Origin of the sequence: Cyclobacterium salsum (genome assembly GCF_010119245.1) — a bacterium.
GTDB classification, from domain to species: Bacteria; Bacteroidota; Bacteroidia; order Cytophagales; family Cyclobacteriaceae; genus Cyclobacterium; species Cyclobacterium salsum.
Genome location: NZ_WNKG01000012.1, coordinates 167,362 through 187,717 on the forward strand (window position 1 = coordinate 167,362; position 20,356 = coordinate 187,717).

The window sequence follows — 20,356 nt, forward strand, 5'->3', positions numbered from 1 at the left end:
GGGTTTTCTCAGAAATTATAATGGAATCATTTGCAATTTGAGCTGAAAAAATTATAACTTTAAAAACTTAATTCGAATTTGAAACCGTTCAACCTTTAAAAGTCTATTAAAAACTACATTATGAAAAAGTTAATCGCTTTGTTCATGCTTTTCGGGATTTTATTTTCTCCGATGATCACAAAAGCACAAGAAGAAACAGAAGAATCAGAAGCTGACACCACGGAAGAGGCTGCTGCCCCTGCCCCAACTCCTGAACCGGATCCCACTCCCGTCATGACCGACGATGAAATTGTTGATGAAGAATTATCCTTTCATCAGGTAATCAAAGACAAATTCATTGAAGGGGACCCTACCTACATGACACCAGTGTTGCTGTGTTTGATCTTAGGATTGGCCGTTGCCCTGGAAAGAATCATCACGCTGAACTTGTCTACCACCAACACCAAGAAACTATTGGCCAAGGTAGAAAATGCGTTGGAAGAAGGCGGAATTGAAGCAGCAAAAGACGTAACGAAAGCCACCAGAGGTCCAGTAGCTTCTATCTTTACACAAGGATTGATGCGTTATTCAGAGGGCATTGATATGGTTGAAAAATCCATTATTGCCTACGGTTCCGTAGAAATGGGTAGACTGGAAAAAGGTCTGGTTTGGATCTCCCTGTTTATTTCCCTGGCTCCTATGCTTGGTTTCATGGGTACAGTAATCGGTATGATTGGTGCCTTTGACTCCATTGAAGCAGCAGGTGATATTTCTCCGTCTCTTGTGGCCGGTGGTATTAAGATTGCTCTTTTGACTACGGTTGCCGGTTTGATCGTTGCTATTATTCTTCAGTTGTTTTACAACTATTGCGTAGCGAAAATCGATTCTATCGTAAACGATATGGAAGATGCGTCTATCAGCTTAGTAGACATTTTGGTAAGGCATAAATTGACCAGGTAATCCTGGTCAATTTATGCCTTACCTTTAAAATGATTTATTTCACTTAAGATTTAAGATAAAATGGATACTACTGATATATTTCTATATGCAGGGTACTTGCTAGTCATTGTTGGAGCAATAGTTGCTATACTGATGCCACTGATCCAATCCTTTGGTGACCCCAAAAGTCTTTTGAAGACAGGGCTTGGTGTGATCGTCATTGCTGGTTTGTTTGGCATCGCTTACTCCTCAGCAAGCGGTGAGATTGCAGCCAAATACGCTGCAGACCCTTTTAATATTACACCAGAGGGTGCGAAATTGGTAGGTGGTGTGCTGATTACAGTATATGCGCTTGCAATACTTGCAATCTTTGGAATTATAGTTACAGAAATCACTAAAATTGTTAAGTAATCATGGGCAAGAGAGGTAGAATGAGTCAGGAGGTAAATGCAGGGTCGATGGCGGACATCGCCTTCTTGCTTCTTATCTTCTTTCTCGTAACCACGACAATCGCTTCGGACAAAGGGATTATGAACATCCTTCCTCCCAAGCAGGATCCGAATGAGCCACCTCCAGAGGTGGATTTAAATGAGCGTAATATTTTTAAAATATCCGTTAATTTAAATGATCAGTATTTTATTGAAGATGAAGTTAGGCAAAATATTGATGGACTTTCGGATGAAGTCAAGCGATTCATTCTCAATTTTGGAAATCCTGATGAGGATGCGGTAGCATTATTCAATAGTCTTCCGCCCTCCTTGAGGGGTATGGCGGAGCAAAGTCCGGAATCATCAGATCATCCCATGTCCGGAGGAGCTGTGATCTCCATTAAAACCAATAGGGGAACGAGTTATGAAAAGTATCTCGAGGTTTTGGATGAAGTCAAAAAAGCTTACTTTGAGATTTATGGAGAGCGTGTGGGGCTTACCGGTGAAGAGTACAGAACCTTGTCAGGTCAGACTGCCGCCGAAAAGGAGCTTATGGACCGTGGAAAAGAAAATATTCCCATGGCGATTTCCATTGCTGAACCTGATAAAATCGGAAACTAACTATGTCAAAGTTTAAAAAGAAAACCAAAGCGGAAACCAATATTCCAACTTCGGCGCTACCTGATATCATCTTTATGTTGTTGTTCTTCTTTATGGTGACAACTGTATTGAGGGAACAGGAAATATTGGTTGAACAGAAGATTCCTCAGGCTACCCAACTTCAGAAAATCCAAAAGAAAACCTTGATTTCTTATCTGTATGTGGGGCAACCTAAGAATACTTCTTTGTACGGTTCGGAGCCACGAATCCAGGCAAATGATGTGCTGATCAATACTTCGGACATTGTACTTTGGGTAAACCAGCAAAAGGATAATCTTTCTGAAGCTGAAAGAGATCAGATTTGGATCTCTCTCAAAGCCGATAGAGATGTGAAAATGGGTCCTATTAGCGACATTCAATTTGAATTAAGGGAAGCAGATGCCCGAAAATTGATGTATGCCTCCGTAGGAAGAGTGGAGAATAATTAATTCAAAACTGAATAGAAATGAATTAAGGCTACCTGTATAAGGTAGCTTTTTTTTTAACGTTATTTGCCGGATATTTCCTGCCCCGCTCTGAAGTGGTGTCAGCCTGTCTCGGACTTTTTCTGGTGATTCCAGTACGCTTCCCTCCTCAAATTACTATCGGGCGTATATAGCTACCCATTTCTCCTAGCAGGTGCTAGGATCGCTGCGTGAAAGGAAATGTCATCCCCTTTCTGTGAGTGGAGCTTTTTTAACACTGTGGAACGTACCTCTTCATGCCTGACCTCTAATGTGATAAATATTACTTTTTCTCCTCCATTCATGCTTTACTTTTGTTATGTATTTTAACAAAAGAAGGAAATGTTTAATTTATTTCATAAAAAAGCAAAGCAATATACAGACCTGAATGCCGAAGAATTCTATAATGGTATGAAAGGAAAGGAAGCGGTTATCATTGATGTAAGAACGCCTGGTGAGTTTTCCGCCGGAAAACTTCCCGGTGCCAGGAATATGGATATGATGGCCCCGGGTTTCAACAAACAAATTCAAAATTTGCCCAAAGACAAGGCGTACTACTTGTATTGTCGCAGTGGGAATCGCAGTGGTCATGCCTGTGATACCATGGCAGATTTAGGTTTTGAAAAAGTATATAACCTGGCAGGAGGTATTATATCCTGGCCCTATTAAACTTCTTGTGTGACCAAAGTCCTATAACTGGGGTGCAAGAGGTCCTATTTTGCATTATCAATCATTAATCAATTATTCCAATGAAGATAGAACAAATTTATACGGGTTGCCTGGCCCAGGGGGCCTATTATATTGAGTCGAACGGTGAAGCGGCCATTGTGGATCCCTTACGGGAAGTACAGCCCTATATAGAAAAAGCCGAACGAAACGGAGCCACAATCAAATACATTTTTGAAACCCATTTTCATGCGGATTTCGTTTCCGGACACCAGGATTTATCTACCAAGACCGGTGCTGAAATTGTATTTGGGCCGACGGAGATGCCCATGGGCTTTGAGGCGATTGTGGCCAAAGATAATCAAGAATTTCAAGTGGGCGGTGCAACGGTTACCCTCATTCATACCCCGGGCCATACCATGGAAAGTTCCGTCTTTTTAGTGAAAGATGAAACCGGAAAGGAAGTGGCCTTGTTTACTGGTGATACCCTGTTTATAGGGGATGTAGGAAGACCGGATCTTGCACAAAAGGTGATCAAAGACCTTACCCAGGAAAAGCTTGCGGCTCATCTCTACGACTCCCTGCGTGAAAAAATCATGCCCTTGGCGGACCATCTGATTGTATATCCTGCGCACGGTGCTGGCAGTGCTTGTGGTAAAAACATGAGCAAGGAAACCAGCGATACGTTGGGAAACCAAAAGAAAACCAATTATGCCTTGCAGGAAATGAGCAAGGAAGACTTCATTAAGGAAGTACTTACCGGATTGACACCCCCTCCTTCCTATTTTCCTCAGAATGTGTTAATGAACATTCAGGGCTATGATAGCATAGATGAGGTGTTGGATAGGGGACAGCAAGCCTTGTCTCCGGATGCTTTTGAAGCTGCCGCGAACGAAACGGGGGCGGTAGTCCTGGATACCCGGAAGCCGGAGGTATTTGCCAAAGGCTTTATACCAAACGCCATAAATATTGGCATCGATGGAAGTTTTGCCGTTTGGGTAGGAACACTGATACCGGATGTGAAACAGGAAATCCTGGTGGTAGCCGATGAAGGCAGGGAAGAAGAAGTCATCACACGCTTGGCCAGAGTGGGCTACGACCATGCTTTGGGTTACCTGAAAGGCGGCTTTGATGCCTGGAAAGACGCTGGTAAAGAAGTGGATATCATTCCCATGGTGTCTGTGGATGAACTTTCAAATCTTAAGAAAGCCAATTCGGAAATGAAAATACTGGATGTCAGAAAGGCCAGTGAACATACAAGCGAACATCTGATTGGGGCGGAAAATGTACCGTTGGATTACATTAATGAAACGCTGGCTGAAATAAACAGAGAGCAAACCTATTACGTACATTGTGCTGGAGGGTATCGATCCATGATTTTCAACTCGGTTTTGAGGGCCAGAGGTTATGACAATTTGGTTGATATTCAAGGTGGGTTTGATGCCATAAAAGCATCGGGAAAGTTTGAAGTAAGTGAATACGTTTGCCCCACAACGTTATTGTAAGCTTTTTTTGGTTGATGTGTTGGTTCATGGCAGGGAAAGCTTCCCTGCCATTTTTATAAAAAGTTTCCTTCTTGGTAGTTCGCTAAGGGAAAAAGAAAAATTTAAATTAAAACGTAATAAAAATGGAACAATTGATAGAATGGATTAAGCAACCCTGGCCCTGGTATGTGGCCGGTCCCTTGATTGGATTAACCGTGCCAGCCCTATTGTTAATTGGCAATAAATCCTTTGGCATATCCTCCTCGCTGCGGCATGCCTGCGCTGCCTGCATACCGGCAAAAATCCCTTTTTTCCAATACGACTGGAAGAAGGAATTATGGAATATCCTGTTTGTAGTCGGTATATTTCTTGGGGGAGTGATCGCCGCGCTCTTTCTTTCCAATCCGGCGGCAGTAGTAGTGGCAGAAAGCACGCAACAGGATTTAGCCCAATTAGGAATCACTGATTTCAATAGCCTGTTGCCGGCAGATATTTTTAGCTGGTCCAATCTGTTTACGCTTAAAGGGCTTTTCTTTTTTGTTATTGGAGGTTTTCTGATTGGTTTTGGTACCCGGTATGCAGGAGGCTGTACTTCTGGTCATGCCATAATGGGCATCAGTAATCTGCAGTGGCCATCGATGCTCGCAACGGTCTTTTTCATGATTGGCGGGTTTGTAATGACTCACTTGATCCTGCCTTTTATCATGGCTTTGGTTGGATTTTAAGGTATCGTTAAAGGGAATTTAAACAAATCAAAAAAGAACGAAATGGAAGTAAAAGAAAAAATACCAGCCAATCCGGTAGAATGTGAAGCCCCTAACATGGGCAAGTCCGGAGAATCTGGATGGAAGTTATTGAGATACCTGATAGTGGGTGTTTTATTTGGGATCGTATTTGTAAAAGCAGAAGTAATATCCTGGTTTCGGATTCAGGAAATGTTCCGATTACAGTCCTTCTTTATGTATGGAGTGATAGGATCTGCCATTTTGGTAGGAATGGTTTCCATCCAGCTCATCAAGAAGTTTGGTGTAAAGACAATAAGCGGTGAACCGATTAAGATTGCAGACAAGGAATTCAGGAAAGGCCAGGTGATCGGGGGATTTATTTTCGGTCTCGGTTGGGCACTTACCGGAGCCTGTCCCGGGCCTTTATTTGCCCAAATAGGATTTGGCTATTCGGTGATTGTAGTGACCTTGCTAAGTGCGATTGCTGGCACCTGGGTGTACGGAAAATTTGCTGATAAATTACCTAATTGAGAGGATTTAAGCCGGGCCATTTGATGGGTCCGGCTTTTATATTAGTTAGCCTTCCTCCCCCTCTTCTTCTACCAATTCTCTCAGGTCTACCGGTACCACTCTGGATACCCCTGCCTCAATCATGGTAATGCCATAAATAATATCCGTGCTGGCCATGGTTCGTTTATTGTGCGTCACAATAATGAACTGGGACTCGTTGGAAAAGGTCTGAATGATCTGATTGAATTTATCAATATTAGCATCGTCCAAGGGTGCATCCACTTCATCAAAAATACAGAAGGGGGCGGGTTTGAGCAGATAAATTGAGAATAGAAGGGAAGTGGCAGTCAGGGTTTTTTCTCCTCCTGAAAGCTGATTGATGGAAAGGGGTCTTTTTCCTTTGGGTTTGGCAATAATCTCAATGCTGCTTTCCAGAGGCATGTCCGGATCCGTAAGTTTTAAATCGCAATCGTCTTCTTCTGTAAACAATGACCGAAAGACTTTTACAAAGTTTTCTTTGATTTTCCCAAAGGCATCCAGAAAAGTTTCCCTGGCTACCTGGTCGATCTCACTAATGGTGGTGATTAGGGACTCTTTGGCTTTGATGAGATCCTCTTTTTGATCCGTGATAAACACATGCCTTTCCTTGATTTCATCAAAGGCCTCCATGGCCATGGGATTGATCGGACCCATTTTCTCTAGCTTGCTTTTAGCCTGCTGCACTTCTTCCCTGAGCGTCGCCTCATCTTTCCCGGCAAATTCCTCCGTCTCCTCGGGATCTTCCTGCATCAGCTGATCCAGGTCCAGTTCAAATTCCACGTTTAGCCGTTCTTTTATCGCATTTAGTTTCAGATTGATTTCGTTGGCACCCTGCTTGAATTCCATGATCAGGCCATCCACACGTTCTTTATTTTGTTGGATCTCACGAATGGATTTATCGGATTGGTCTATTTCTCCCCGGAGCGCATAATAGGCCTTTTCCGCTTCGCTTACCCCAGCTTCTATCTGCTCCTTTTCCGTATACAATTCAATGAGTTCATCATCCTTCACCTCATTGTTATCGATCAGCCCCCTTATCTCCTGATCGGTTTGCGTCAATTCTTTTTGGGACTTCTCTATGCGTTCATGGCTGCTGTCAAAGGTGCTTTGTTTAAAGCCGATTTCCTGCTCAATGCTTTGGAGCTTATTTTCTTGCTGGTGAAAGCGGATGTTTTCTTCATTGTATTGGGAAGAACAGCGGGAAAGTTCCTCTCCCGCCTCCAGCAGGTGTTGGTTGATCTCTTGAATTTCTTCCTCCAGGGCTGAAAAGGCCTGTTTTTCCGTTTGAAGCGTTGGACCTAGTTCCGATAGCTCTTCCGACAGCTCGTGAATTTTCTCCTGGATATCCTCCTTTTTATTGGCATTGGAAGTAAGCATCTCAGCCAATTGCTCCTTTTTCGTTTTCACAGAAACGTATTCCTGATTCAATTCATTAACGACCGATTGTTTTTCTTCAAGAGCCGATTTGAAGCTGATGGCTTTTAGATTGGAATACTCCGCCGTTTTGTTGTCCAGATTGGTTTTAATTTCATTGATGTTTTTTTGAAGATTTTTGATTTCCTTTTCCAGTTTTTCCAGGTTCTTGGCCCGGCCTATTCGTTTCCCTTCAAAGAGACCTACCGAGCCTCCGGAAATCGTAAAGCGTCTGTCAATAAATTTACCACTTTCAGTAATAAAAATGGCTTCCTGTGTTTTGGGAACCTGGTGTATGTCCCCGTTAAAAATATAAACATCATCCAGCAGGTATCCTACCAGGCGGGCGTATTTGCTGTCATATTCGATGATTTCAGTTGCTGGTACCGCATCCGAAAACAGTTTGTTTTGGGTAGGACGGAATTTTTCAAACCGCTCCAGAATAAAGAAGTTCGCCTTTCCTTTTCCGGCGTCGCTCAATAATTTCACTGCCTCTATGGCTTCCTTTTCCTGCTCTACCACATAATAATTCATGTAGGTCTCCAGGAAATTTTCGATCGTCACCCTGTATTTTTCATCGGTTGTCAGGATGTCGGATAGGAGGGGGGTGTTTTTTCCCCAACTGCTGTTTTTCTTTAAAAATTTTATCGCTTCCGGAAAGCCTTCGAGGTTATCCACCAGCGATTTGGTAAGTTGAAACTCATTACTTTTGGCATCTAATTTTCGGTTGACCTGAGTAAGTTCTTCCCGGATCAGTTCCTGGGTCCGGTTAGTTGCTTCCAATTTCTGCTGGTGGGCTTCTTCATCAGTTTTTATCCGATGCAATTCCCGCTTCTCCACTTCCAGTTGGCTTTGAATGACTTCCAGTTTTTCCTTGAAACCGGCCAGATTCTCCACCTGGCTGCTATCGTCGGTAGCAGTCTTTTCCAATTCCTGCTTTAAGGTAGTGAGCTGAATCTGTTTTATTTCCTGGCTTTTCGAAAGCTGGTACATCTCATCCCTTTTACCAGAATAGTTGCTTTGCAGGACCCGCTGCTTTTCCTGGGTAGCGGCATGCTGGGATTTTTTGTCTTCATAGATGGCTTTGAGGTCTTGTACCTGAAGTTCTTTCTCCGCGATCAATTTTGCCGCAACGGCCTTTTCCTGTTCCAGTGAGCGGATACTGAAGCTTGCCCGTTCGTTACTCTTTTTATCCTCTTCGATTTGCACTCGCAATTCTTGTGATTTGTCCTGTAGGAATCGAAGCCGCTCATTTTTTATTTTTTTATCACTTTCAAACTGCCGTATTTTGAGCACGTGTTCGTTCAGTGTCTTTTGCCGGCTACCCAGCAATTTTTCTTTAGTAACCATCTCCGTTTTCAGGTTTTCCAGGGCCGCTTCTTTGGCGGCGATGGTCGCATTTAACTGAACTTTACGGTCACTTTCCTCCTCCAGCTTTTGATTCAACTGGATGAGGCCATCCCGGTGTTGGAGCACACCTTTTTTTGCTAAAGCAATGTTGGAGGCTTTGTAGGATTTTTTGATTTCAAAATACCGGGCAGCCTGGCGGGCTTGTTTTTCAAGAGATTTTAGGTTTTTTTCTATTTCATAAAGCAAATCTTCCACCCGGTCCAGGTCCGCGTCGGTATCCTCTAGTTTTCGCAGGGTTTCCTTTTTACGGGTTTTGAACTTAGATATGCCGGCCGCTTCTTCAAAAAGCTCCCTCCTGGAATTGTTCTTGTCATTGAGCAATTCATCAATCATTTTCAACTCAATAATGGCATAGCTGTTGGAATTGATGCCTGTATCCATGAACAGATTGGTGATGTCCTTCAGCCGGCAGGTTACGCCATTTAGTAGGTATTCGCTGTCACCTGATCGGTAATACCTTCGCGAAATCGTAACATGGGTATATTCGGTGGGGAGGAGGTTTTTGGTGTTTTCAAAGGTCAGCGATACCTCGGCCATGTTTAGAGGCTTCCGGTTTTTTGTCCCGTTGAAAATAACATTTTCCATCTTGTCAGAGCGCAGCATGCGGGTCTTTTGTTCTCCCAACACCCATCGGATGGCATCGACCACATTTGATTTCCCGCAACCATTGGGACCTACGATCCCGGTAATACCTTTGTCAAAATGAATCAGTACTTTGTCACCGAAACTTTTAAATCCCCTGATTTCTAATTTGGAAAGCTGCATGTAATAGGTAAGGTTATCGCCAAACAAATTTAACCTAAAGGTTCCAAATAGCAAGGAAGCTTAGGTTGGATATCAATCAAAAAGCCAGTTCAACGAGTAGTTGACTGGCTTTTATTGGGTGGTTCGGTTCCGGATGGAATCAATTTACGGCACCCTTGTTTTTTGTAATGACGATATTTTTGTCAAATAGATTGTAAATTTCCGTAAATACCTGTGGATAAACGGGCTTTTCCAGGTATCCAATAACCTGGGGGTACTTTCCGGATTTGGCTTTGTCTGCCGGATCCGTGGAGGAAGTGACCATTACTACCTGGATTTTATCCTTGTAGTCTTTGTCCTGGAGGGTGTCCAGAAAGGACCAACCGTCCATTACCGGCATGTTGATATCTAAAAAGACCAGAATATTATCAAATTCATCTTTTCGGTTGTCCAACACATCAAATGCAAGTTTACCATTTTCAGATGTATGAATCGGTCCGTCAATAGGTGACGTTTTGACGATTTTTCGGATATAATGTAGCGTTAAAATATCGTCGTCCACTATTATGGTTTCAAGTTTTTCTTTCATTCGATTCTTTTTTTAACTGACCCGATTGCTTGTTTTTGACAGGTACTTCTACTGTCTTCCGAATTTATCATTTTAAACAAGATAAACAAAATGGAATTTAAAAAAATGAGGTTTGGATTTACATATTCAATTAAAAGGGCTTATTATATGAATTTTACACTAATAAGTATCAATAAAGTTGTTTTCAGAATGTCGAAAAAAGCTGATTTTTCGGAAAGTATACTACTATTTGTATTTTGAATTTAAATAAGCCGATTTGATAAATTCAGATGTCAAAAATCCTAATGAATTGAGAATGTGCGAATTATTGGCTTGACTTCTATTTTTTGTAGTTGAAAGCACCTAATTTGTGCTTAGTGCTTGTGGTTAGTCCTTTATTAAAAAAAATATATGAATAATTATAAATTTAAATTGAATGATTTGTTTCAATCGATCGATATTAAATTAGTTATGAACTAATATTGTGTAAAAGAAGATTGGGCGGAAATATATACGGTAAATTTCACTTGGATTACGAAATATTGCTTTGTAAAATTATTTTTGGTCCTTCATTTTTTTTATTCTATGTTTATACTATTGAAAGAGATACTTGTACTATTTATATCACCTACTTATTCAATTTCGTATTTATTTTTAAAAAAACTAAGCCATGTGGAACGCAGAAAAAAAATCAACCCAGTCGTTAAGTGAGCCAAGCACTACTTCATTTTTTGCTCCGGGATTCCGGATGATAGGAGACATTGAGTCAAACAATGACGTTCGGGTAGAAGGAATTATTCAGGGAAATCTAATCACGAGTAAAAGGATTATTATCGGAAAGACTGGCCAGGTTATCGGCAATGTAAAAGGCTGTCATATCTCTATAATGGGAGAGGTAGTTGGTGAAGTAGTCGCGACTGACATTACGATTATCGGCGAGACCGGTGTGGTGCATGGTACTGTTCTAACAAACAAAATAAAAATTGACCCCGGTGCAGAAGTAGAGGCTTGTATTAAGAAACTCAAGAAGCAAGTGGACACTGAAAGCAACTCAAAACAAGTAAATAAGTCTGAAGGGGGGAAACGAAAGGAGCACAACCTGCCCCAACCTGAACTGGCTAAGGTGAGCCTGGAAAATTGAGACGGTTCCGGGAACCACCCGGAAATCGCTAAGGGATTAGCTGTCCCTTAGCGAATGGTTTTTTCCAAAAGATTGATCAGCCAATACCAGTTTTGAGGCTTGCTCTAATATTGTCTCTAAATTTTTGCTCGCCGATTGGTAGCCATCAATAATCATTCGAGTACTTCCGTTTTTATCAAGTAAGTAAATGGGGGATTTTAAGGTTATTTTTTTTCCTAAATTTTTCTCCAAACATTTTTTAACCTCATTTTGAGGCTGATAGAACACCGGGAAAACCAAATCATCGCTCAGATAGGAATTGAGCCAGTTGAGCGATTTTAAATGTTCCTCGAAGGAATCTCGGTTGAACCCAATTAGATGGTAATTCAGTTTTTTTAGTTTGCGTAGGGTTTCAACTAATTCACCAGCCTCATTTTTGTTGGCGGGAATCAGTTCGGACGGATTGGTATAAACAATGATCCGCTTGTCCTGTATCAGTGATCTGAAGTGTACGTTGCCGTGATGCGTTTTAACAATCACATTCGGAAAAGCTACGTTCATATCCATAAAGTGCGATAGTTTTTTTTCAGTTTTCATTTTAGCGTAAGGTTTATAAATACTTTGGGTACTATTTTTTTGTTGTATGAATATACTAAAAATCAATTGAAATATTATTGTAAGAAATGGCTTTCATAGGTAAAACTGATTAAAATCATATAATTTATCGGTTTTCGCTACGAACGTAATAATTCTGTTTTGGGTCATTTAATGATAAGTTATTTTGCGGCCACCGGAGATCACTCGAAGCTAAGAGTTCATGGGCAACAGGCGGCTTCAGCCCAGCCTTCACCAACGGGGATGCTTTTTTCTACTTTGGATCTACTGCTCAAAAAAGAGTACCGTAAAACCGATAAATTTTGTACATTCACCTTTCAAACGAATGGGTAACCTATGGATTCAGGGACTATATTTTATATCATTGCCATTATCATTTATTTTATTTACACCTCGTTTATCCAAAAAAAGGCTGAAAAACCGACTTCAGACCAGGAGGAGTCGGACGCTAAGCCACCTCAGAAAGGGCCATCATTTGACGACTTGCTGAGAGAAATCCGGAACGAACAAGGGCAACGGGAACGAGATATGGATGCTTCCGGGGAACCGGAAGAAGTGACCTATGCTGAGAAAACCACGGCTGAAGAAGTTGAGGCGGCTGAGTATCGAACAGAGAATCAAGAGAATTACAAAAAGAACCAAGAGGCATATAAAAACCCCTATCAGGATCTCAAACAGCCCTTGGTCAAACTAGACGATCAGGTAGATCTGGCAGACGATAAAAAATTATTGGGTGAAGTAGAGGATGTAGCGGCCGAAAATCCCGGAAACAGCAAATATGCCCGACTGCTGAAAAACCCAGCGTCTGCCAGAGATGCTGTCATTCTGACTGAAATTTTTAATAGAAGACATTTTTAACCGGAATATGCACGTTACTTTTCCGTTTTACCAGCTACGTTTTTCTTTTCTGTCATGTTGATGCGATGGTTGAAATCCCTGGGACCGGGCCTGATCACCGCCGCTCTGGTATTTGGTCCGGGTAGCCTGACCATCACTTCCAAATTGGGGGCTATCTATGGTTTCCAATTGCTCTGGGTCATCGCAATAGCCGTTGTGTTAATGATTACTTTTACTGGGATGGGTGCACGGATAGGCTTAGCCACTGAGGTTTCACTGATAAGTATTTTCCGGCAAAAATGGGGAAACCTGGCGGCATGGGTGGCCGGATTGGGGATTTTCTTTGTAACGGCCTCTTTTCAGGCTGGAAACACAGTAGGTGCTGGAATGGCTTTATCCGAATCCCTGGGCAGTTCAAACGCTGTTTGGATTTTGATCATCTCCTTGTTAGCCATTTCCCTGCTTTTCTTCAAATCCTTTTACCGCATATTGGAAAAAGTGATGATCGCCATGGTGACTATCATGGTAGTTTCATTTTTTTTCACCCTTGTGTTGGCCCCACCTTCATTCGATAATATTGTATCCGGTTTTAAACCTTCTATTCCTCCGGGGGCTTTTATTTTGGTAATTGCGTTGGTAGCCTCTAGTTTTTCCATTGCCGGGGCTTTTTACCAGGCCTATCTGGTGCAGGAGAAAGGATGGAGAAAAGAACAGAAAGGGGATGCCCTTCGGGAGAGCTTCACGGGAATAGTCGTATTAGGATTGATTTCATCAATGATCATGTTAAGTGCTGCGACGATTCTGTATCCCAAGGGCATCGGAGTCAATTCTGCTGCTGATATGGGCATGGCCCTGGAGCCTGTGTATGGGAAATTTTCCTTTTTGGTATTTATGGTGGGGTTGTTTGGCGCGTCTTTTTCCTCGCTTCTGGGCAATGCCACCATTGGCGGTACCTTGTTGGCAGACGCACTATCCATGGGCAGGGACCTGAATAGTGTTCGGGTGAAGCTTTTGATCTCCCTGGTCATCGTCATTGGGGCGGCTGTGGCGCTGATTTTTGGGCGGCTACCTTTGGAGCTGATTGTTTTTGCCCAGGGCATTACTATTTTTGCCGTTCCGTTTATTGGTCTTGGCATCTTCCTGATCGGAAATGATGGAAAAATAATGGGAAATATGAAAAATGGGATAGGAACCATCTTACTGGGAGCCTTTGGATTGTTGGTTTTACTGACATTGGCAGTCAGCAATGCCTACGTCCTGTTTTTTTAGTAAAAAAGTTTCATTTAAGATAAAATGTTTAAAAATTGCAGCCAGGAAGCTAGTACACCCCAAATAGCGTAACCCATGAAAACCATAGCAGAACTCGAAGAAAAATTAAGTAAGCCCTCTCCCGCATTGGTGAAGGATATCCAACAAATCGATGGTGATATTCTTCTGTTGGGGGTGGCCGGTAAAATGGGACCCAGTCTTGCCAGGTTGCTGGTACGGGCGATTCAGGAGGCCGGCGTTACGAAAGAGGTATTCGGGGTATCCCGGTTTTCAAATGAAAGTATCAAACAGGAACTGGAAACGGAGGGAATTCGATGCATTCGTGCAGACCTCCTCGATGACGGGGACCTGCAGGCATTACCCCTTGCAAAAAACGTCATCTACCTGGCGGGTAAAAAATTTGGAACCACGGGCGAGGCGCACACGACCTGGGCAATGAATGCCTACCTGCCCGGAAGGGTGTCGGAAAAATTCAGGGATTCGCGGATAGTGGTCTTTTCAAGCGGAAATGTATATCCCTTTGTGCATTATGCTTCTGGTGGCGCGTCGGAAACCACTCCGCCTGAACCTCTGGGGGAATATGCACAATCCTGTTTGGGCCGGGAACGGATTTTTGAATACTTCAGCCATCAATACCGGATTCCCATGCTGATTTACCGCCTGAACTATGCCATCGATATGCGGTATGGAAACCTCCTGGAAATTGGTAAAATGGTGGAAAAGGGGCAGCCCATTGATTTGAGAAGTGGCCACATGAATGTGATTTGGCAGGGAGATGCCAATGAAATAGCGATTCGATCCCTGCTACATGTCAGCAGCCCTCCCAGGTTACTAAATGTGACCGGCCCGGAAACCGTGAGTATACGCCAGGTCGCAGGCAAATTTGGTGAACTCCTAAACAAAACACCGGTATTTATCAATGAACCCGAGCCCATGGCTTTGTTAAGCAATGCCTCCCTTTGCCACCGCCTGTTTGGCTACCCTTCCGTCTCCCTGCTGGAGATGATCGAAATGACTGCAGCCTGGATACGGGAGGATGGTGCTACGTTAAACAAACCAACCCATTTTCAGGAAAGAGAAGGAAAATTTTAGATTCTTATGCATCAGATAGACCCCCTAATAGAAAAGCATCTGCAGGAAGGCACCGTCATTCCTGCTCATCCCCTGGCATTAAACAAACACCGCAAGCTGGACGAAAGGCACCAACGGGCATTGACACGTTATTACCTGGCTTCCGGTGCCGGCGGCATGGCAGTGGGTGTACATAGTACCCAGTTTGAAATCCGTGATAAGCAATACGGTCTGTTGAAACCGGTGTTGGAAATGGCCATGGAAGAGGTTAAGGCGGCGGAACTTGATAGGCCCTTTATTAAAGTGGCCGGAATCGTGGGGAATACCCAACAGGCACTAGAAGAGGCAGTGCTGGCTAGCGAACTTGGGTATGATTTGGGTTTGCTTAGTGCGGGAGGATTGGGCGATTGGTCTGAGAAGGACTTAATTGCCCGGGCGGAGAAAGTAGCCGAAGAAATCCCCCTCTTTGGGTTTTACCTACAGCCTTCCGCTGGCGGGAGGTTATTGAGTTATGACTTTTGGAAAGATTTTGCCCAGATTCCCAATGTGAAAGCCATAAAAATGGCTCCCTTTAATCGGTACCAAACCCTGGATGTGGTACGAGCGGTATGTGCTTCCGGGAGGCCAGCGCAAATAGCCTTGTACACAGGCAACGATGACAATATCGTTGCTGATTTATTGACGGATTATACCCTGCTGGTAAATGGGCAAAGGGTAACCAAAAGGATCGTTGGTGGATTGTTAGGGCACTGGGCCGTCTGGACTTCCCAAGCGGTAACCCTGCTCAAAGAAGTGAAAAAATGTCTGGATAATAAAGGAGAAGGAATAAGAGAACTTCTTGAGCTAGGAGTGCAGATTACCGATGCCAATGCGGCAATTTTTGATCCCAAACATCAATTTAAGGGGTGTATTTCCGGTATACACGAAATTCTTAGGAGACAAGGGTTGCTGCCCGGGATCTGGTGCCTCAGTGAGGAAGAAAAATTATCTCCGGGGCAAGTAGAAGAGATCGACCGGATCTACGCCGATTATCCCTGGCTGAATGACGATGTATTTGTCAGGGAAAATCTCAATAGGTTTTTTGGCTGAATATCAGGGAGCGAGGTAGTATTCAAAAAATGAATAAATGATTTCGTTGGAATCGGGACTGGGAGAATGGTTCGGGCGGTTACTCATGCCGACCCGGTTTTTTGCTCCATAAAAATTATTTGCTCTCAAGCTGTAGTTCAGCGGAACCCAACGGTCCTGCGAATCTTCCGAGCCTCCTGAAACCAAAAAAGGTCGTGGGGCCATCAGTACGTGCAGTTCGTGTAGGTTCATTCCTTTTTCTACCAACTCCGGATAGAGCCCTTTGGCAGGATTTTCTTCGGTAGGAATTCCCCTGTCCCTCCAGGGGTTGGGATGGTAGCCCAGGTACCAGGGTTCCCAATAATTAATGTCCGGTCTGGTTTCGTCGAATACGATACCGGGGTCCGACCAGGCTGCTGCTGCGTATTTTTCGAAGAGGCAGGAAGCAAACATGGCCCATTTACCACCATAAGAATGGCCGGTGATTCCAATTTTTTCTTTGTCAACTTCGGGGAGGGAGGCAAGCAGGTGCCAGGCATTGCCCGCGGCGTAGGCCAGCATGGAAAGGGGTTGTACCCTGGCACTGTCTATATGCGGATAATAAATCGAATAGGTTTGATTCTCCGTGGTGGCCGTGGTGCCAAGGGATAGGGTGACAAATCCGCGTTTCGCCAGTTGCAATGCAAAATCGCGGTGAGGTTTTCCCTCGCCAATAGCCGTTTCCGGCTCGTAATAAACGGTCACTACCGCTGGCCGGTTTTCAGCACCATGGGGAAGCAGTAAATAACCCTCAGTCCATTGCCCGGGAACCCACTCAAATCGAATCTTTTTTTGGACAAAACCTTCTCTTTCCCTGGTATCTAAAATTTCGAACGTTGGCTGGGTATTTATCTCCGGCCATTTCCCCATTAGTTTGTGCCATTTTTGAAGGATTTCTTTTCTTCTTTCCTTCCAGTCGGCCAGGTCATTTACCACCTGGCCATCATCGAAAACGAATGGATCGCTGAAATTTCCTTCCACTTCTTCGTATTCATAAGGAATGGAAAAATAGGGTGCCAATCCATCCCACTGGATCATTTTTTTAAGGTAGGCGGGAAACGTCTGGCCCTGGCTGGTACCACTTCCCTCTACTCCCTGTCCGAAGGTGATGCTATCACCAAAAAAGACCATGCTTTTCTTTTCCGTTATTTTTCCCTTAGCGACCAAAAAGTTAAAAATTTGTTCGGCAATGATTCGATTACCTTCACTGGTCGGATGGACCCCATCTGCTTTTCCGGAATTAGCTACGTTCCGAATCAGCGAGCTTTTGCCCGTATTGGGAGAGTTCCTGGAAATAAATTCCTGATATAGGTCAATCATCGGCAGTCCGTTAACTTTGGCCAGATCGGCGATGATTTCATTTGCCCGTTGGATTCGCATTAAAGGTGGGGAATCAAAAAAAGATAATTCATATCTGCCGGAAATGGCGTTGGTATCCACCGGGGTAAGGTTCATCAATACCGTTTCTATTCCCGCCTCCTTAAGCTTGCTGATGATCTTCTGGTAAGATTTTCGAAAGGTGCCGTAATCCAAAAATTTATGCAAGTTGATCATGTCGTGCATGCCCGCCAGGATAAAAACCATATCGGGGTTTTCAGTCAATACATCCCCCTCCAGCCTTGCCAACAAATCCAGGGAGTTATTTCCACCCGCTCCCTTATTGATGATCCTCCAGGTTTGCTCCTCAGGAGCACTTTCCCTGAGTATGGAATCTTTGAAAGCCAGATCCGACGCAAAGCTTGCATTTCCGCCAGAAAAAAGAAGAATCCATGCGAATAAGAATCTGAAATGCATTTTAATTGATTTAAAGAATGTTTTTTTAAATTTAAGAATTTCTATTCTTTTTCACTATTCCTTAGCGATTATTTCAGGTGGATGGCTAAATAATTGCAGGTCAATGTATTATAATTCCTAAATTTTAGAGGTAAAATTCAATTTGTCTCCTCACTTTTGGGTTTCAGATCCAAGCCTAATGCCGTATATTGCCTGTTGCTATTTATTAGAAACAGATCTCTTCCCTTATGCGCAAATACGGCTTCTTTTTATTGGTTATATTGGTATTGAATGGTAGTTATGGTAGGGGACAAACCATTTATGTGGTAGGAGCACCCGAAACCGATTTGCTTGGCTGGCTTTCAGGAGAAGGTTTTGAGCTGGAATTTTATCCCGACAGCGAAGTTGCCATGAATGAGATTCCTCCGGCGGCTACACTGCTCTTGCTGGCAGACCAGTATCCCCACCACAGGTTGCGGCTACCGAAGGATTTTTTTAAAGTAATGAACGAAAAGCGTGTCCGCTATTACCTGGAGTTTCCGGAAGATATTCCGGGGGTAAACAGCCAGGGCCCGGTGATTCAAACCCGGCTGGAAAGGGGAGTGGTAGCGGGGGATCACTTTGGAGAAAGCCTGCCAACCATGCGTATTTTAGGCATCAATGACTGCCACCTGATTCCCGTGGAGGCCTCCGATCCCTTACTTGTGTTGGCTAAAGTAGCGGGTTTGGATACTGCTCCTTATGGGCTGGAAGGAGTGCCGGTGCACCCGATGTTAGTTTCGAACGGTTCGGGTTTTGTTGCATTGACAAAGCTTTCTGACTTTGCCAAAGGCCGGTATGGGCCTCAGGAGCATTGGAAAAAGGTATGGGCACATCTGATTGCAGAACTTACCGGTAAGCAGGAGTTTACCTTTTCCGGCTGGCCGCGCTACCTGGAGCCTGCCTTTGATGCCAGTAGGGCACTTACCCGGGCGGATAAGGAAAACAGCGTTAAAAATGGGGTAGACTGGTTTTCCAAAGGGAAATTTTATATTCACCCCGACTGGAAAGACCGCTGGTTGCGCTACCAGGGGGACGGGACGAATCCTGTTGGACCGCCGGTTCCCAGGGATTTTCCTATTGGTGATGGGAGCGAGGGCTTGCTGGAAGGACATTCTTCCAATATTTATTTCGATGGCAGCCAGCAATACCGCTATTGGATCAGGGCCGATGTGCAGGGTGAAGGGGCTTTTGCGCTGGCTGCTGCCGGGAGCTTGTTGGATCAGCCGGAGCATTTTACTACTGCCGAAAACCTGGTGGACTTTGTTTTTAACGAAAACCTAAGAAAGGGTCCCCGAAATCATCCCGATTCAGCTGCTTTCGGCTTGATCGGCTGGTCCCATACCCATCCCCATGTTTATTACGGCGACGATAATGCCCGCGCCATTCTGGGAATTTTGGGTGCCATGGCCTTTATGGAACGGGATACCTGGAATCAGGAGATGACCGAAGCCATCCTTGCCAATTTTAGAACTACAGGCAAACAAGGTTTTCGCATCAACCGCATCGAAAATAAGGATTTGCAGCGCTTGGGTTGGAAGCATTACTGGAACAGGGATCTCGTCAACCCGGCACCTCATTTTGAATCCTGGATGTGGGCACTGTACCTGTGGTTGTATGATAAAACCGGCTACGAACCCCTTCTGGAAAAGGCAAAAACGGCCATAAAAATCACCATGGATGCCTATCCTGAAGAATGGTTGTGGACCAATGGCATACAGCAGGAACGGGCCCGAATGATTTTGCCTCTGGCCTGGCTGGTCCGGGTGGAAGATACCCCTGAACACCGCGCCTGGCTGGACCGTATTGTAAGCAAGTTATTGGAAAACCAGGTGGAAAGCGGGGCTATCCGGGAGGAATTGGGAGGAAACGATAAAGGTAGGTATGGCCGTACCCGATCCAATCAGGAGTATGGTTTGCACGAGGCTCCCCTTATTTTTGAAAATGGTGACCCCATCGCCGACATGCTGTATACCAGTAATTTTGCGTTTTTTAGTCTGAATGAGGCCGCCCAGGCCACCGGTAATCCCGAGTACGTAGCCGCTTTGCAGAAATTATCCGATTTTTTGACTAGAATACAAGTAAAAAGTGATCGGTTTGAAGACATTGATGGTGCCTGGTTCCGGGCTTTTGACTTCGAACGATGGGAATTCTGGGCTTCTAATGCCGACGTAGGCTGGGGAGCCTGGGGCACCCTGACGGGTTGGACGCAAAGCTGGATCGTCGCCACCCAGGTGTTGGTCTTAAAGGATCAAAGCTATTGGGAACTAACCCGCGATTCGAAAATCAACGAGCATATGGAAGACAGGCTGGAGTTGATGCTGGAGGAATATAAATAGGCAGATGTATGTAAAAGGGTTTCACGCCACGATCGCAGCGAAATCGCAGAGACCGCAGCGGGTTTACTACACGGGGATGTATTACTTCAAACAATCTGAATAGCGGATAATGTATTGGGAAGGCATAAAAGCACCCGCCGCGTCCGCCGCGCCTTCTTTGCGTTCGCCGCGAGAAAAA

Annotated in this window: 18 protein-coding genes; 14 read left to right on the plus strand and 4 right to left on the minus strand. The window is 44.2% G+C overall.

Features of this window, described 5'->3' with window-relative positions:
* The first annotated feature begins 120 nt into the window (after window positions 1-120).
* From GJS45_RS19930 to GJS45_RS19965, 8 genes are all read left to right on the plus strand, one after another.
* Window positions 121-939, plus strand: coding sequence for a MotA/TolQ/ExbB proton channel family protein (locus tag GJS45_RS19930; protein WP_162343625.1), 819 nt, complete (start codon window positions 121-123; stop codon window positions 937-939).
* A 60-nt stretch (window positions 940-999) separates the two neighbouring features.
* On the plus strand, window positions 1,000-1,329 hold the full coding sequence (locus GJS45_RS19935) for a hypothetical protein (RefSeq protein WP_162343626.1): 330 nt from the start codon (window positions 1,000-1,002) through the stop codon (window positions 1,327-1,329).
* Window positions 1,329-1,967, plus strand: coding sequence for an ExbD/TolR family protein (locus GJS45_RS19940; RefSeq protein WP_162343655.1), 639 nt, complete (start codon window positions 1,329-1,331; stop codon window positions 1,965-1,967). The genes GJS45_RS19935 and GJS45_RS19940 overlap by 1 nt, the downstream gene beginning before the upstream one ends.
* Before the next feature lie 2 nt (window positions 1,968-1,969).
* A complete protein-coding gene (locus tag GJS45_RS19945) occupies window positions 1,970-2,434 on the plus strand; it encodes an ExbD/TolR family protein (RefSeq protein WP_162343627.1) in 465 nt (154 codons plus the stop codon).
* Window positions 2,435-2,791: 357 nt separating this feature from the next.
* Window positions 2,792-3,118, plus strand: coding sequence for a rhodanese-like domain-containing protein (locus GJS45_RS19950; protein ID WP_162343628.1), 327 nt, complete (start codon window positions 2,792-2,794; stop codon window positions 3,116-3,118).
* Window positions 3,119-3,198: 80 nt separating this feature from the next.
* Window positions 3,199-4,620, plus strand: coding sequence for an MBL fold metallo-hydrolase (locus GJS45_RS19955; protein ID WP_162343629.1), 1,422 nt, complete (start codon window positions 3,199-3,201; stop codon window positions 4,618-4,620).
* Window positions 4,621-4,742: 122 nt separating this feature from the next.
* Entirely contained in the window at window positions 4,743-5,324 is a 582-nt protein-coding gene (locus tag GJS45_RS19960; RefSeq protein ID WP_162343630.1) for a YeeE/YedE family protein, read from the plus strand.
* 42 nt (window positions 5,325-5,366) lie between these two features.
* The gene (locus GJS45_RS19965; protein ID WP_162343631.1) at window positions 5,367-5,855 is read left to right on the plus strand and encodes a DUF6691 family protein; all 489 of its coding nucleotides are present in this window, start codon (window positions 5,367-5,369) and stop codon (window positions 5,853-5,855) included.
* A gap of 45 nt (window positions 5,856-5,900) precedes the next feature.
* On the opposite strand, the gene smc is transcribed toward GJS45_RS19965, so the two are convergent.
* Together smc and GJS45_RS19975 are read right to left on the minus strand one after the other, a co-directional pair.
* Entirely contained in the window at window positions 5,901-9,461 is a 3,561-nt protein-coding gene (smc, locus tag GJS45_RS19970) for a chromosome segregation protein SMC (RefSeq protein ID WP_162343632.1), read from the minus strand.
* Window positions 9,462-9,600: 139 nt separating this feature from the next.
* A complete protein-coding gene (locus tag GJS45_RS19975; RefSeq protein ID WP_162343633.1) occupies window positions 9,601-10,029 on the minus strand; it encodes a response regulator in 429 nt (142 codons plus the stop codon).
* A gap of 649 nt (window positions 10,030-10,678) precedes the next feature.
* Here GJS45_RS19975 and GJS45_RS19980 point away from each other — a divergent pair.
* The gene (locus GJS45_RS19980; RefSeq protein WP_162343634.1) at window positions 10,679-11,149 is read left to right on the plus strand and encodes a bactofilin family protein; all 471 of its coding nucleotides are present in this window, start codon (window positions 10,679-10,681) and stop codon (window positions 11,147-11,149) included.
* A 36-nt stretch (window positions 11,150-11,185) separates the two neighbouring features.
* Here the strand turns inward: GJS45_RS19980 and GJS45_RS19985 are convergent, their stop codons facing one another.
* Window positions 11,186-11,725: a redoxin domain-containing protein gene (locus GJS45_RS19985; RefSeq protein ID WP_162343635.1), complete on the minus strand. Its 540-nt coding sequence runs from the start codon at window positions 11,723-11,725 to the stop codon at window positions 11,186-11,188.
* 354 nt (window positions 11,726-12,079) lie between these two features.
* Here GJS45_RS19985 and GJS45_RS19990 point away from each other — a divergent pair, with 354 nt between their 5' ends.
* From GJS45_RS19990 to GJS45_RS20005, 4 genes are all read left to right on the plus strand, one after another.
* Entirely contained in the window at window positions 12,080-12,601 is a 522-nt protein-coding gene (locus tag GJS45_RS19990) for a hypothetical protein (protein WP_162343636.1), read from the plus strand.
* A 60-nt stretch (window positions 12,602-12,661) separates the two neighbouring features.
* Window positions 12,662-13,849: an Nramp family divalent metal transporter gene (locus GJS45_RS19995; protein ID WP_235954887.1), complete on the plus strand. Its 1,188-nt coding sequence runs from the start codon at window positions 12,662-12,664 to the stop codon at window positions 13,847-13,849.
* A gap of 75 nt (window positions 13,850-13,924) precedes the next feature.
* Complete coding sequence (locus GJS45_RS20000) at window positions 13,925-14,941, plus strand: NAD-dependent epimerase/dehydratase family protein (protein WP_162343638.1); 1,017 nt, start codon at window positions 13,925-13,927, stop codon at window positions 14,939-14,941.
* A 6-nt stretch (window positions 14,942-14,947) separates the two neighbouring features.
* Complete coding sequence (locus GJS45_RS20005) at window positions 14,948-16,009, plus strand: dihydrodipicolinate synthase family protein (RefSeq protein WP_162343639.1); 1,062 nt, start codon at window positions 14,948-14,950, stop codon at window positions 16,007-16,009.
* Window positions 16,010-16,012: 3 nt separating this feature from the next.
* Here the strand turns inward: GJS45_RS20005 and GJS45_RS20010 are convergent, their stop codons facing one another.
* On the minus strand, window positions 16,013-17,821 hold the full coding sequence (locus tag GJS45_RS20010; protein ID WP_162343640.1) for a GDSL-type esterase/lipase family protein: 1,809 nt from the start codon (window positions 17,819-17,821) through the stop codon (window positions 16,013-16,015).
* 227 nt (window positions 17,822-18,048) lie between these two features.
* Here GJS45_RS20010 and GJS45_RS20015 point away from each other — a divergent pair, with 227 nt between their 5' ends.
* Window positions 18,049-20,178 (plus strand): hypothetical protein, encoded by a 2,130-nt coding sequence (locus GJS45_RS20015; RefSeq protein ID WP_162343641.1) that lies wholly within the window; start codon window positions 18,049-18,051, stop codon window positions 20,176-20,178.
* Window positions 20,179-20,356 lie beyond the last annotated feature (178 nt).